This window comes from Acinetobacter sp. 226 (assembly GCF_048147925.1).
In the GTDB taxonomy this organism is placed as follows: domain Bacteria; phylum Pseudomonadota; class Gammaproteobacteria; order Pseudomonadales; family Moraxellaceae; genus Acinetobacter; species Acinetobacter pecorum.
The window spans coordinates 1-13,174 of the sequence record NZ_JAYWYX010000023.1; the positions used below are offsets into that span (position 1 = coordinate 1).

At 43.0% G+C, this 13,174-nt stretch carries 13 protein-coding genes; 8 read left to right on the top strand and 5 right to left on the bottom strand.

What is annotated here, in order from left to right; translation table 11 throughout:
* The first annotated feature begins 43 nt into the window (after nucleotides 1–43).
* Together VXP95_RS11515 and VXP95_RS11520 are read left to right on the top strand one after the other, a co-directional pair.
* A complete protein-coding gene (locus tag VXP95_RS11515) occupies nucleotides 44–1,321 on the top strand; it encodes an AAA family ATPase (protein ID WP_416712061.1) in 1,278 nt (425 codons plus the stop codon).
* Nucleotides 1,321–2,253: an HNH endonuclease gene (locus VXP95_RS11520; RefSeq protein WP_416712063.1), complete on the top strand. Its 933-nt coding sequence runs from the start codon at nucleotides 1,321–1,323 to the stop codon at nucleotides 2,251–2,253. Before VXP95_RS11515 ends, VXP95_RS11520 begins: the two co-directional genes overlap by 1 nt.
* A 28-nt stretch (nucleotides 2,254–2,281) precedes the next feature.
* On the opposite strand, the gene gatB is transcribed toward VXP95_RS11520, so the two are convergent.
* The 3 genes from gatB to gatC are packed head-to-tail and all read right to left on the bottom strand — an operon-like array spanning nucleotide 2,282 to nucleotide 5,608.
* A complete protein-coding gene (gene gatB / locus VXP95_RS11525) occupies nucleotides 2,282–3,763 on the bottom strand; it encodes an Asp-tRNA(Asn)/Glu-tRNA(Gln) amidotransferase subunit GatB (protein ID WP_416712064.1) in 1,482 nt (493 codons plus the stop codon).
* Entirely contained in the window at nucleotides 3,763–5,241 is a 1,479-nt protein-coding gene (gene gatA, locus VXP95_RS11530; RefSeq protein WP_416681748.1) for an Asp-tRNA(Asn)/Glu-tRNA(Gln) amidotransferase subunit GatA, read from the bottom strand. The genes gatB and gatA overlap by 1 nt, the downstream gene beginning before the upstream one ends.
* 52 nt (nucleotides 5,242–5,293) lie before the next feature.
* Entirely contained in the window at nucleotides 5,294–5,608 is a 315-nt protein-coding gene (gene gatC / locus VXP95_RS11535; protein ID WP_064095715.1) for an Asp-tRNA(Asn)/Glu-tRNA(Gln) amidotransferase subunit GatC, read from the bottom strand.
* Between the two features lie 132 nt (nucleotides 5,609–5,740).
* Between gatC and VXP95_RS11540 the strand changes: the two genes are divergently transcribed.
* The 6 genes from VXP95_RS11540 to VXP95_RS11565 all read left to right on the top strand — a co-directional run bounded on the left by VXP95_RS11540 (nucleotide 5,741) and on the right by VXP95_RS11565 (nucleotide 10,493).
* Nucleotides 5,741–6,787, top strand: a complete 1,047-nt coding sequence (locus tag VXP95_RS11540; protein WP_064095714.1) for a rod shape-determining protein — start codon at nucleotides 5,741–5,743, stop codon at nucleotides 6,785–6,787.
* A 16-nt stretch (nucleotides 6,788–6,803) separates the two neighbouring features.
* On the top strand, nucleotides 6,804–7,661 hold the full coding sequence (gene mreC / locus VXP95_RS11545; RefSeq protein ID WP_064101592.1) for a rod shape-determining protein MreC: 858 nt from the start codon (nucleotides 6,804–6,806) through the stop codon (nucleotides 7,659–7,661).
* Nucleotides 7,648–8,139: a rod shape-determining protein MreD gene (mreD, locus tag VXP95_RS11550; RefSeq protein ID WP_064101591.1), complete on the top strand. Its 492-nt coding sequence runs from the start codon at nucleotides 7,648–7,650 to the stop codon at nucleotides 8,137–8,139. The genes mreC and mreD overlap by 14 nt, the downstream gene beginning before the upstream one ends.
* Nucleotides 8,127–8,693 (top strand): Maf-like protein, encoded by a 567-nt coding sequence (locus VXP95_RS11555; RefSeq protein WP_144724652.1) that lies wholly within the window; start codon nucleotides 8,127–8,129, stop codon nucleotides 8,691–8,693. Before mreD ends, VXP95_RS11555 begins: the two co-directional genes overlap by 13 nt.
* 39 nt (nucleotides 8,694–8,732) lie before the next feature.
* Nucleotides 8,733–10,187: a ribonuclease G gene (gene rng, locus VXP95_RS11560; RefSeq protein ID WP_064095710.1), complete on the top strand. Its 1,455-nt coding sequence runs from the start codon at nucleotides 8,733–8,735 to the stop codon at nucleotides 10,185–10,187.
* Between the two features lie 132 nt (nucleotides 10,188–10,319).
* Complete coding sequence (locus VXP95_RS11565) at nucleotides 10,320–10,493, top strand: PA1571 family protein (RefSeq protein ID WP_005096185.1); 174 nt, start codon at nucleotides 10,320–10,322, stop codon at nucleotides 10,491–10,493.
* 208 nt (nucleotides 10,494–10,701) lie between these two features.
* Here VXP95_RS11565 and VXP95_RS11570 read toward each other — a convergent pair whose 3' ends face one another.
* Together VXP95_RS11570 and VXP95_RS11575 are read right to left on the bottom strand one after the other, a co-directional pair.
* A complete protein-coding gene (locus tag VXP95_RS11570; protein WP_416712065.1) occupies nucleotides 10,702–12,084 on the bottom strand; it encodes a WS/DGAT/MGAT family O-acyltransferase in 1,383 nt (460 codons plus the stop codon).
* Between the two features lie 172 nt (nucleotides 12,085–12,256).
* The gene (locus VXP95_RS11575) at nucleotides 12,257–12,991 is read right to left on the bottom strand and encodes a phosphoadenylyl-sulfate reductase (protein ID WP_064101588.1); all 735 of its coding nucleotides are present in this window, start codon (nucleotides 12,989–12,991) and stop codon (nucleotides 12,257–12,259) included.
* Between the last annotated feature and the right edge of the window lie 183 nt (nucleotides 12,992–13,174).

Consider the following 13,174-nt stretch of genomic DNA (forward strand, 5'->3'; position numbering starts at 1 on the left):
TATGACAATTTTATATACTCCATAAACCCTTTAAATTAATTAGGTGGTTTATGTCGCACTTCAAGTTTTACTCTGCCAAGTTTTAAGTAAAGATTTGAGTGTGGTGAGAACTTCTCTATTGAGGGACTATAAAGAAGAAGAAATTAGAAATAAGCTTCATAGAATGGCAAATGGGGGAGTTGAATTAACACCATATAATTTTAGTTTTAATTATTCTTTGAACAAAGAAAAATCTAAAAAATTAGATTTCAAAGTAGTGCCTAACTCACTGCCACCTACAAATATTCATGTTGTTATCGGTGGAAATGGAGTAGGAAAGACAACTTTTTTAAATACTATCTTAAGAGAATACTTCGAAGGAAATAGTGAGTATTCAATAACATACCGTTCTAATTTAGACGTATTATTGAATTTAGTAGTAGTTTCATATAGTCCCTTTGATAGATTGTTTAAAGATATTGATCAGCATAAGATTCATTCAAAGTATTATTCTTATATAGGTTTAAGAGAAGATCCAACGGTCCATAAAACAGAAAATTATAAGAATATTACTAGTACTAACAAGGATTTTATTATTGCGCTATTAAAGTGTAAATTTTCAGAGATTCTGAGGAAAAAGTGGTTGAATTTGATAGAGATTCTTGAAATTGATGGTTATTTTGCTAATAGAAACTTATCAAAACTTATGGATGATGTTGATACATCTATTCTGAAGAAAGAGAATTTTAATATTAATAATTTAACTGCTTCTGAAGTAGAGGACATCTTAGAAAAAAACCAGAAATTGATAAAAAAATTTAATGATTTTAGTAGTGGTCATAAAATTATTTTGTTGAGTTTAACAAAGCTAGTTGTTGAAGTAATCGAGAAATCATTAGTAATTTATGATGAGCCAGAGACATATTTACATCCTCCTCTAATTTCTGCCTATATTCGTGCTTTGTCATGGTTAATGATAGATAGAAATGCAGTAGCGGTTATTGCAACACATTCTCCTGTGATTTTACAAGAAGTTCCAAAAAAATCAGTCTGGATTATTTCAAGAGAGGGTGATGAGTTTGGAGCTGATCGTCCTCCCATTGAAACATTTGGTGAAAGTGTTAGCACTTTGACTAAAGAGGTTTTTAATCTCAGAAGCAAGAAAAGTGGTTTCTATACATTACTTGAAGATATTACAAAAAAAGTCTTTGATGAACATTCAAATTTAAACTTAAGTCAGCTCTATGATTTGGTAGTTGAGAAATTTAATGGTGAAGTAGGAGATGAGGCACAAAGCATAATAATTTCACTTATTAATAAAATTAAAAAAGAGAAAGTTTAATGTTCAAGAAGCCATTACCTGATTTTACTATTCAAGACACTTATCCTGTATGTATCAACTATATTGACGATGCAGGTATTAAGCAATATATGGCTGATATGCAAGACCATGTTTATTCTCAAAGTGAAAAATATTTAGACTTAATTCATCAATCTAAATTAGAAGAATTAGATATACTAACTATATTTAATATACCTAGAGATGCTAATGGTAAAAGAAATAAAACTCATGAAAATAATTGGTTTGTAAAATTATATAAATATTATTTCAGTAAAAATGAACAAAAATATGTAGATGCTAATCAATTTTATAACCGCATAAAACTTGATGGGGTTGTTAATAATAATAGTAAAAGGTGTTGCTATTGTAATAATAACAAAATTGAGGTTGTGGATCATTTTCTACCGGAAAGTAAATATATCTTCTTAGCAGTAAATCCAATCAATTTAGTTCCTGCATGTGAAGAGTGCAATGACAATAAACTTGCTTATAGTCCTAGCAGGACAGAACCGGTTTTAGTGCACCCATATTTTGATGTTATAGATAATATTAGTTGGTTAGATGTAAAAATTGCTGAAAGAGTGGAACTTAAGGATGAAAAAAAATATATCTATGTGTTCGAATATTTCGTCAAAGACTTAGCTGAATGTCCTATAGATATTCAGCGAATTAAAAAAACTTTTGAAAAACTTAAGATTAACGACAATATCACTTTTGATGCACAAAATTTTTTTAATACAGAGTTAATTTACGATTTAAATGATCCTGAGGAGCTTGGTGAGTTAACTGATCAAGCTTTAGCTTTGCATTTTAGTAAAAGATCTCAAAAGTTGATTGTACAGGGCTATGGTGTAAATCATTGGAAAGTAGCTTTATATAAAATGTTATCTAATTTTTCAAATTTTTCATATTTTAAAGAAAACCCGCTTTAAAGCGGGTTTTTTTTCAAAACTGATTAAATTAGCCAATCAATTTCTTCATCAATTCATTTACTTGAGCAGGGTTCGCTTTACCCTTAGACGCTTTCATCACTTGACCAACTAGACCGTTGAAAGCTTTCTCTTTACCAGATTTATACTCTTCAACCATTTTCTCATTCGCAGCAAGCACGTCTTTAATAATCGCTTCAATTGCACCTGTATCAGTTTCCTGTTTCAAGCCTTTTTCAGCAATAATCTCGTCTGCAGTTTTGCCTTCTTCCCACATAAAGCCGAACACTTGTTTTGCAATCTTGCCGCTAATGGTGTTGTCGACAATACGCGCGATCATGCCGCCAAGTTTTTCACTCGACACAGGAGAGTCAGCAAGGTCTAAGCCGGCTTTATTTAAAGCACCAGAGAATTCGCCCATTACCCAGTTTGCCGCAATCTTACCTTGTGCAGCACCGCCAGCAGCTTTAACAACATCTTCATAAAACTCTGACATTTCACGAGTCAATGTAAGAACGTGAGCATCGTACTCAGTCACACCAAAGTCCGCCACGAAACGTGCACGGCGTGCAGCAGGAAGCTCAGGCATGGTTGCTTTAATGGCTTCGATTTGCTCATCAGCAATCACCACAGGCAACAAGTCTGGGTCAGGGAAGTAGCGGTAATCGTTCGCTTCTTCTTTAGAACGCATTGAACGCGTTTCCATCTTTACAGGGTCGAACAGACGCGTTTCCTGATCAATGGTGCCATCCCAGTCCAGAATTTCCATCTGACGCTCAATTTCAACATTGATCGCCTGTTCAATGAAACGGAATGAGTTCAGGTTTTTCAATTCACAACGTGTACCGAAGGGTTGACCCGGACGACGTAAAGACACGTTACAGTCACAACGGAACGAACCTTCCGCCATGTTACCGTCGGAAATACCTAACCAGCGCACAAATGTGTGAATCGCCTTGATATAAGCAACCGCTTCTTCAACCGAACGCATATCTGGTTCAGAAACAATTTCAAGTAGTGGCGTACCGGCACGGTTTAAATCGATACCAGACATGCCTTCAAACTGGTCATGAATCGATTTACCCGCATCTTCTTCGAGATGCGCACGGGTTACGCCAATGCGTTTAACCGTGCCATCTTCAAGCTGGATGTCGATATGACCCAAGCCCACAATCGGGTTGTCCATCTGGCTAATCTGGTAGCCTTTTGGAGAGTCCGGATAGAAGTAGTTTTTACGTGCAAACACAGACGCCTGGTCGATGTAAGCATCGATACCCAGACCAAAGCGAATCGCAAGATCAACCACTTCTTTGTTCAATACCGGCAATACGCCCGGCATGGCTAAATCAACCAGGCTGGCTTGGGTGTTTGGATCATTACCGAATACAGTCGATGAGCCCGAGAAAATTTTGGTATTGGTGGCAAGCTGAGTGTGAATCTCGATACCAATAACGACTTCCCAACCATCAATCAGGTTGGATTTTGGTTTAGCCGATTTTTGAGCTTGAGCCATTATGCGTTCTCCTCAGCAATTGCAGCGCGTTTTGTATGCCAATCGGTGGCCTGTTGATACTGGTGTACCACAGACAACAATTGCGATTCTGACCAGTAATTCCCAATCAGCTGTAAACCAACTGGCAAGTTGTTCTGGTCAAAACCGACAGGCGCGTTAATCGCAGGAAGACCTGCCAGGTTTACCGCAAGCGTATAAATATCGCCCAGGTACATTTCAACTGGCGTTAAATCCGCACCAATTTTATAGGCAGTCGTTGGCGCAGAAGGTGCTGCGATGACATCGACAGATTCAAATGCTTTGAGGAAATCTTGCTGGATCAGGCGGCGTACTTTCTGTGCTTTTACATAGTAAGCATCGTAATAACCTGCAGACAGGGCATACGTACCAATCAGGATACGGCGTTGCACTTCTGCACCAAATCCTTCTGAACGTGAACGCTTGTACAGGTCCATCAGGTCCACCGGGTTTTCTGCACGGTAGCCATAACGCACGCCGTCATAACGTGACAGATTCGAAGAGGCTTCAGCAGGCGCGATCAGATAGTAAGTCGGCACATAGCTTTCTGTCATATCGAGATCAATCTCAACCAGAATTGCGCCCATGTCTTCCAGTTTTTTTAAGGATTCTTCAACCCGTGCTTTTACGTCTGCATCCAGACCTTCCACATTGAAGTATTGCTTTGGAATACCGATGCGCAAACCTTTTACAGATGTAGCATTCAGATTTGCCACATAGTCATCAACGTCTTTGTCCATTGAGGTTGAATCTTTGGCATCATGACCTGCCATTACGTTCATCAGGTAAGCACAGTCTTCTGCCGAACGCGCCATCGGACCGCCTTGATCCAGTGATGATGCATAAGCAATCATACCGAAACGCGATACACGGCCATAGGTCGGTTTAAGGCCGGTGAGGCCACAGAATGACGCAGGTTGGCGAATAGAACCACCAGTATCAGTACCAGTTGCAAATGGTGCTAAATCCGCTGCCACAGCTGCTGCAGAGCCACCAGAAGAACCGCCAGGGACATGACCCAAGTTCCAAGGGTTAGCCGTTGCGCCGTAATATGAGTTCTCAGAGGTCGAACCCATCGCGAATTCGTCCATGTTCACTTTACCTAAAGTGACCAGGCCCGCAGCTTTGCCTTTCGCTACTACGGTTGCATCGTAAGGAGAGATAAAATTGTCCAGCATTTTAGAACCGGCAGTGGTCTTGATGCCCTGGGTACAGAAAATGTCTTTGTGGGCAACTGGCACACCAGTCAGGGCAGAGGCATTGCCAGCTTTGATTGCAGCATCGGCAGCATCAGCTTCAGCCAACGCCTGTTCAGCAGTTACTGTCACATAAGCCTTGACCTGTGCATCAATTTTTGCAATGCGCTTTAAGTAGTGTTCAGTCAATTCGCGAGATGAAAACTGGGCATTTGCCAGACCTTCACTAAGTTCACGAATGGATAAGCGGTGTAAATCTGTCATGAGAAATAATTCTTTACGTTTAATTTAATAAAAAGAATGAACTGGGTAGTAATTACTCAATCACGCGCGGTACGAGGTACAAGCCATCCTGAACAGCTGGTGCAACTGCTTGGTATTGTTCACGATGATTGGTTTCGGTAACCACATCATCACGTAGCGGCTGAGGGTGGTCGAAAGGGCTTTTCAGGGGTTCAACACCATCGGTATTGATGCCTTTCAGGGTTTCCATCATGCCTAAAATTTTATTTAAACTTTGAGCATATTCAGCAGATTGCGTATCATTGAGAGATAACCGTGCAAGGTTGGCAATAGCTGAAACTGTTTCTGCACTTAAATCTGCAGAATGCTGTGCATCCGATGTAGACATAATATTACCTAATCAGTATTAAAAAAATTCAAATTATCATGCGTTATGATAAGCGATTGACTTGTCCAAATCATCACATTTAGTTAAAGTGGCCACCTTGCGTCCATATAAAGTTTAACTGAGAACGTCCCCGTGATTCTAAAACGACTAATAGGCTTGTTTTCGCCCGATCTTGCCATTGATTTAGGTACAGCAAATACACTTATTTATGCGCCAGGACGAGGCATTATATTAAATGAACCGACGGTTGTAGCCATCCGTCATAGTGGTTCACATAAAATTGTTGCGGCAGTCGGTCTTGAAGCGAAGCAAATGCTAGGTCGTACCCCAGCCAATATCTCGGCGATCCGTCCGATGAAAGACGGTGTGATTGCGGATTTTGAAGTCACTGAGACCATGCTGAATCAGTTCATTCGCAAAGTACATGAAAACCGTTTATTTACTCCGGCACCGCGTGTCGTGGTCTGTGTGCCATGTAAATCGACCCTGGTTGAGCGCCGTGCCATTCGTGAAGCCGTGTTTAATGCGGGCGCACGTGATGTGCGTTTAATCGAAGAGCCAATGGCAGCAGCGATTGGTGCAGGGATGCCAGTCGAGCAGGCTTGTGGTTCGATGGTGGTTGATGTGGGCGGTGGTACCACTGAAATTGCAATTATCTCGCTGCAGGGTTGTGTTTATGCCGATTCTTTACGTATTGGCGGTGATGTATTTGATGAGCAGATCATTAACTATGTGCGTAAAGCGCATGGCTGTGTGATCGGCGAAACCACGGCTGAAGTGATCAAAAAAGAAGTGGGTATGGCGTTGCCAGATGAAGGCGCTAAACCGCTTGAAATTGAAGTTCGTGGCCGTAACCTCGCAGAAGGTGTGCCTCGCGCAATCGTGGTTAATTCTGACGAAGTTACCCAAGCCATTTCTGATCCATTGCAAAATATCGTTGCTGCGGTGAAATCGGCACTAGAACACACGCCTCCTGAGCTTTCTTCGGACATTGCCGAACGCGGTATCGTGTTAACCGGTGGTGGTGCATTGCTGCGTAACCTGGACAAGCTGCTGGCTAAAGAAACCGGTTTGCCTGTTGTGGTTGCAGAAGATCCACTGTCTTGTGTGACACGCGGTGGCGGCAAGGTCCTCGAATTTTTCGACAACCCAAATCATGACATGTTATTCGTAGGCTAAGAAAAGGATCCGGCGGGTGCAAGCACATCTGTTTTCTCGACAACCGCCATCTTTTCGCTCTTTTATCATTGCATTGGTGACATGCCTGGTGGTGCTTTTCTTTGATTGGCGCATGCCACATGTTGTTCAACCTGCAAGGGATGTCTTGTACGCTGCTTATAATCCTATTTATGCGGTGGCCAGTTATCCGGTATTGTCGCGAGAGTGGTTAAATCAACAAACCAAGTCTGAAGCTCAGTTGCGCCGGGAAAATACCGCGATGCAGGCCGAGCTGTTACAGGCACAGGTACGCTTACAAAAAATCTCTGAACTTTCTGCCGAAAATACCCGTTTGCGCGGTCTATTGGACACACCGCTAATCATTGATGGACGTATCGAAATTGCGGAAGTGATTGGCACCGATGCCGATCCATTGCGGCATATTATCGTGATCAACCGGGGTGCTAAAAGCCAGCTAAAAGTCGGGCAAACGGTACTGGACGACAAGGGTATCATGGGACAGATTATCAATGTCTATCCTCATAGTAGCCGGGTCATGCTGCTGTCTGATAAAGAGCATTCACTGTCAGTGCGTCTGGAACGTACGGGCATGCGTGCCATTGTCTCGGGCACAGGTGATCTGGGACGTTTGAAAATGGAATATGTGCCGACCAGTGCCAATATCAAGGTCGGTGAAAAAGTCTATAGTTCGGGCTTGGGACAACATTTTCCGGCAGGTTATCTGGTGGGGCAGGTGTCTAAAGTACAACGGCATAATTCCGGAGAGTTTGCCCAGATTGATGTCACACCTGCCGCCCAGCTGGCCGGTGGACATCACGTGGTGGTGTTATTTTCCGATTCATTAGCGATGGAGCAACCGCATGTCAATCGCTAGGATGAAGTCTAGAAAGCATCGTGATCCTTTAATGGCTATTGTCATTTCGGTGATTGTAGCTTCCATTTTAATGGTCTATCCACTTTCCTATAATCTCTCGGGCTGGCGTCCGCTGTTCATGCTGATGATCATGCTATTCTGGGTGCTGTGCCAGCCAACCTGGTGCGGAATCTGGTTTGCCTTCGGCACCGGTATTTTTATGGATTTGCTGCTAGATGCCCCCTTGGGTCTGAATGCACTCAGCTTTATCATTATCGCCTTTTTAGCCCGTTTTCTGACCCGCGAACGCCGTATCCTGACCTTCAATAATCTCTGGGTGATTATGGGGCTGGCGATTGTGGCGTATTTGCTGATAATCTTTTTTGCCCAGATTATGGCCGGGATGCAATTTTCTTTTGCACGGCACTGGATTCCGATGCTCACCAGTATTCTGGTCTGGCCAGTAATTTATTATATGCTGAAAAAATGGCGCATATAGTTCTAGCTTCCAGCTCACCACGACGTCGCGAGTTGTTACAGCAACTCGGGCTACAATTTGATATTTATAGTCCAGAAATTGACGAATCGGTACAAGAGGGCGAGACAGTCGCTGCTTATGTCGAGCGTCTGGCACGAGCCAAAGCGGATGCCGTGGCCGAACGCTATCCGGATGCCATCATTATTGCTGCGGATACCAGTTTAGGGGTCGATCAGGAGATTCTGGGCAAACCTGAATCTAAAGAACATGCGATTGAAATATGGACAAAAATCTCTGGTCGATGGCATGATGTGTATAGTGGCGTCTGTGTTCGTACAAAGTGTGAAAAATACAGTATAGTGGTGCGTACACAGGTCGAATTTCAAATCCTGAGCGCTGCAGATATGGAAAGTTACTGGGCGACAGGTGAGCCTTTGGGTAAAGCCGGGGCTTATGCAATTCAAGGAATTGCTGCACGTTATATTCCAAAAATACAGGGCAGTTATTCCAATGTGGTGGGCTTGCCCTTATATGAAACAGTACAGTTATTACAGACGGTTAAGGCACTAAATTAACTGCTGAAAAAGAATTCTTATAATGTTTTGAGTGTATTTATGTCTGACGAGTTGTTGATTAACGTCACACCGATGGAATGTCGGGTCGCGTTAATTGAAAACGGCACGGTCAATGAACTGTTTGTCGAGCGTACCGCCAAGCGTGGTCTGGTAGGAAATGTCTATAAAGGAAAAGTGGTGCGGGTTTTACCCGGGATGCAGGCCGCTTTCGTAGATATCGGACTCTCGCGTACTGCATTTTTGCATATCAATGATATGGTCTGGCCACGCAATCAGCCAACCCCGAATGTTTTTGAGCTACTGCAACCGGGACAGACCCTCACTGTTCAGGTCATGAAGGATATGCTCGGTACCAAAGGCGCACGCCTGTCTACTGACCTGTCTATTCCTTCACGCTATTTGGTCTTGATGCCATATGGCAATCATATTGGGGTATCGCAACGGATTGAATCCGAAGAAGAGCGTAATCGTTTGCGTTCTATCATTGAGCGGATTCAGGTGGAGCACAAGCTGCCGGGCTCAGTGATTGTGCGTACTGCGGCAGAAGGGATTGAAGAAGAAGCCATCGCGCAGGATATGGCTTATCTGGCCAAACTCTGGGAATACATCCAGCGCAAGCAAAAGATTATTGCGGTACCTTCTTTGATTTTTGAAGAATTGCCTTTACCGCAACGCGTCATTCGGGATCTGGCTAATGAAGAAACGGCCAAAATTTATGTAGATTCACGAGAGATTCATGCCAAGTTGCAGGAATTTGTCGAAGAATTCGTTCCGAACATGAAAGACCGTTTGCTGCATTATCCGGGGGAGCGGCCTATTTTTGACTTGTATAATGTCGAAGAAGATCTGCAGAAGGCATTGCAAACTCGTGTCGCATTGAAGTCTGGCGGTTATCTGATGATTGACCAGACTGAAGCCATGGCTACGATTGATGTCAATACCGGCTCTTATGTTGGTGGCCGTTCGCTGGAAGACACTGTCTTTAAAACCAATATGGAAGCAACGCAGGTTATCGCACGTCAGTTACGTTTGCGTAATCTCGGTGGCATTATCATCATTGATTTTATTGACATGCAGGAAGCGCAGCATCGTGAAGAAGTGATGAAACAGTTTGAACGTATGCTGGAACGTGACCATGCCAAAACCAAGATTACTCAGGTGTCAGAACTGGGCCTGGTGGAAATGACCCGGAAACGGACCCGTGAATCGCTGGAGCATCTGCTGTGTGAGTCTTGTCCGACTTGTCAGGGGAGGGGGTATGTCAAAACAGCCGAGTCAGTATGTTACGAAATATTCAGGGAAATTCTACGCTATGCCCGTGCTTATGAGTCACAGAGTGGCTTTACTGTTGTCGCGCATCCAGCTGTTATTGATCGCTTGTTAACAGTGGAAGCGCCGGCTGTTGCTGATCTGGAGCATTTTATTAATCGCGTGATTAAGTTCCAGGTGGAAAATCTCTATACGCAAGAGCAATACGATATCATTCTCAGCTGAAATTGTAACAGAATATCGTTAAACACTTGTTACATCTGAAATTTTACAATGGGGCCTTTATTTACAATACTAGATGCATGAATTAGCCAAAGCCGTTTCTCCCAGTTTCAGGCTTAGCAAAAGGAGTGTGTGATGAATATGAGTAAAGCAGTAATCAATAAAGGCCTAAAACACGTATTAGAACCAAAGACTGTACATGCAGGCTATATCGTAGATGAACGCGGTAATGAAGTTCAGATTACCGCGAGTATGATTCGTAATGCCTGTCATCAATTACTGCAACAGTGCCGTACCATTAAAAGCTGATGACCTTGGTTTCGGGTTTCTAAGCGGGCAAAAATCATTTGAAGAGATTTTCTTCTACCTAGGAAAATCCTCCAAAAATTCTAAAAAAATCAAAAAGATTTAAAAAATAAAGAAAAGGGACCAATCTGGTCCCTTTATTCTTTGGCAAGGACTGGCAAAAATTATCATTCCCTTTGTCAGCCTGGCTATTTTATTTATTCATCTGCGGTTAGCTCACCGCCTGTAACTTTGGGGCGGGTTCGCCCTGTATAATGAATTCAAATCGTTGAATTTCTTCTTCAAGATGCGTCAGCAAATTCTGCATTTTCGGCAAGGCATTCCGACATGCGGTCAAGCCAACTTCCAGTTTGTCTAAATAGCTGGTCATGGTGATATTGAGAGCTTGGCCATCGAGCACAATGGAGGCAGGATACAGCGCTTCAAGGCGTGCACCATTCCAGTAAAGTGGTTCTTGCGGTCCTGGCACATTGGAAATAATCACGTTAAAAGCCTGACGTGTCGGCATTAAACCGGATGCAATATTTAGACCTGCTGCACCATAAACAAAGGCACTATAGTTTAGAATCTGATTGGCATTCATACGTTTAAAGCGTTCTTTGGCACTGAGTACACTGCGACGTACGATCTTGAGCCGTTCCAGCGGGTCTTCTTCATGGGTACCAAGATTGGCCAGAATCATGGTAATACGGTTGGATATATCGGAATCATCACTGCGCAGCGAAGCCGGAACCATAGCAATTAAAGGTTTTTTCGGCAGGGCATCTTGTGATAATAAATATTCACGTAATGCCCCAGAGCAAATGGCGAGGACAATGTCATTAATGGTCACGCCTAATGTCTTGGAAATATGGCGTAAACGTGAAAACTCAAAAGACTGGGCGGCAAAACGACGAGAAGCACTGACGCGTTGATTCAGAATACAGCTTGGCGCCTGAAAGCTGGACACATAATCTGGATTACGCCCCATATCTTTCATGACGGTTTGCGACAGCTCATAAGCGACTCGCGGCACGCATTCCAATTGTCCTTTAATGGCTTGCAAGACATTTTTAAAGCCATTCACTTTGGGTGCTTTCAGGCGTTTGGCACGTGGCCCTTCTACACACCACGGCGGTACAATACTCTTGGCATGGGGGTCAAATGAAAGTGATTTTTCTACCAGACGCATGCCGGCAATTCCATCCACCATGGCATGATGGATCTTGAAATACATGGCAAAACGGTTACCTTCAATACCTTCAATGATATGGCAGGTCCATAAAGGTTTGGCGCGATCAATCAGGGCACTATGTTCTTGTGAAATATAGGTGAGCAGTTCACGGATACGGCCCGGTTTTGGCAGCGCAATATGACGAAAATGATGATCTAAATCAAACTCTTGGTCTTCATCCCAAAATAATCCGTTTAAATAGTTGTTAAAAGGTGGAATAGGGGTAGATTTTGAATTTTGAATATCCCTCACCAGATTCTGAATAAAAGAAGTGGGTGCATTATCGGGAATCTGGAATAAAAATAGCCCACCTACATGCATAGGCTGCTGTCGTTTTTCTAAAGTCAAGAAAATAAGATCAATCGGGTGTAATGGACGCATAGCGTAAATTGCCTCACTGCAGTTTCTTCAGCTGCTCTGATCCGAACAACCTTGTTAGAATTATTAATATAGACATTACAAAGTATAGCGGTTTTGTCGTGGAAAGGTACTGATTTTTCTGTAGATGTTTCGTTTACAAAAAAACCACCGATGAGTCGGTGGTTATGCTAGATCACTTTTTCAAGTTGCCGGCATGCAGCCCGCATTCTTTGTGGGTGGCCTCTTCCCACCACCAGCGACCTTCACGTTCATGCTGATTTGGCAGGACAGGGCGGGTACAGGGTTCACAGCCAATTGAAACGAAACCTTTTTCATGCAGGGCATTATAAGGCACTTCCATCATGCGGATATAACTCCAGACATCAGCACTGGACCAGTTTGCCAGAGGATTGTATTTGATTAGCTGCTTTCCGGGACCGGAAAAACCTGGATCTGCCTGAACTACAGGAATTTCATTGCGTGTGCCCGGGCTTTGGTCTTTACGCTGACCGGTAATCCATCCGTCCAACGTGGCCAGCTTTTTACGTAGTGGCTGAACTTTGCGGATTCCACAACATTCCTGGTGACCATCCCGGTAAAAACTGAACAGGCCTTTTTCAGTAGTCAGTTGCTGGATAGCCTCAGTTTCCGGGAAACAGATCTCAATATCAATATTATAATGCTGACGAACCTTTTCAATAAACTGATAGGTTTCTGCATGTAAACGGCCAGTATCCAGACTGAATACCCGGAACGGTTTACCCAGATGAGAGGCCATATCAATCAATACCACATCTTCGGCACCAGAAAATGAAATCGCGATTTCACCTTGCTGGCTCAGGGCAAGTGCCAAAATTTCATTAGGTGATTTGTCTGCATATTCGGAAGCAAGTGCATCGATACGATCAATAGTAGGAATAATGGTCATGAGAGTCCTGGCGATATAGGCTTGGAAAAGACATGGCCTATATAAATTAATTTCACCTCTATTTTAGTAGAATTGATTAACCAGACTTATCACTAAAAAATAAATAGTTATGAAAAAAATAGATTTAAAAAAGTACGGTGCAAAATCTGTTTCTTCAGCTATCATAATGCAAATTTTTTCAAT

Excerpts from the sequence above, each read along its gene's own strand:
- rng (WP_064095710.1), top strand. The coding sequence starts at position 8,733 with ATGTCTGACGAGTTGTTGATTAACGTCACACCGATGGAATGTCGGGTC.
- VXP95_RS11570 (WP_416712065.1), bottom strand. The coding sequence starts at position 12,084 with ATGCGTCCATTACACCCGATTGATCTTATTTTCTTGACTTTAGAAAAA.
- gatB (WP_416712064.1), bottom strand. The coding sequence starts at position 3,763 with ATGGCTCAAGCTCAAAAATCGGCTAAACCAAAATCCAACCTGATTGAT.
- mreD (WP_064101591.1), top strand. The coding sequence starts at position 7,648 with ATGTCAATCGCTAGGATGAAGTCTAGAAAGCATCGTGATCCTTTAATG.
- gatC (WP_064095715.1), bottom strand. The coding sequence starts at position 5,608 with ATGTCTACATCGGATGCACAGCATTCTGCAGATTTAAGTGCAGAAACA.
- VXP95_RS11555 (WP_144724652.1), top strand. The coding sequence starts at position 8,127 with ATGGCGCATATAGTTCTAGCTTCCAGCTCACCACGACGTCGCGAGTTG.
- VXP95_RS11520 (WP_416712063.1), top strand. The coding sequence starts at position 1,321 with ATGTTCAAGAAGCCATTACCTGATTTTACTATTCAAGACACTTATCCT.
- gatA (WP_416681748.1), bottom strand. The coding sequence starts at position 5,241 with ATGACAGATTTACACCGCTTATCCATTCGTGAACTTAGTGAAGGTCTG.
- VXP95_RS11565 (WP_005096185.1), top strand. The coding sequence starts at position 10,320 with ATGAATATGAGTAAAGCAGTAATCAATAAAGGCCTAAAACACGTATTA.
- VXP95_RS11575 (WP_064101588.1), bottom strand. The coding sequence starts at position 12,991 with ATGACCATTATTCCTACTATTGATCGTATCGATGCACTTGCTTCCGAA.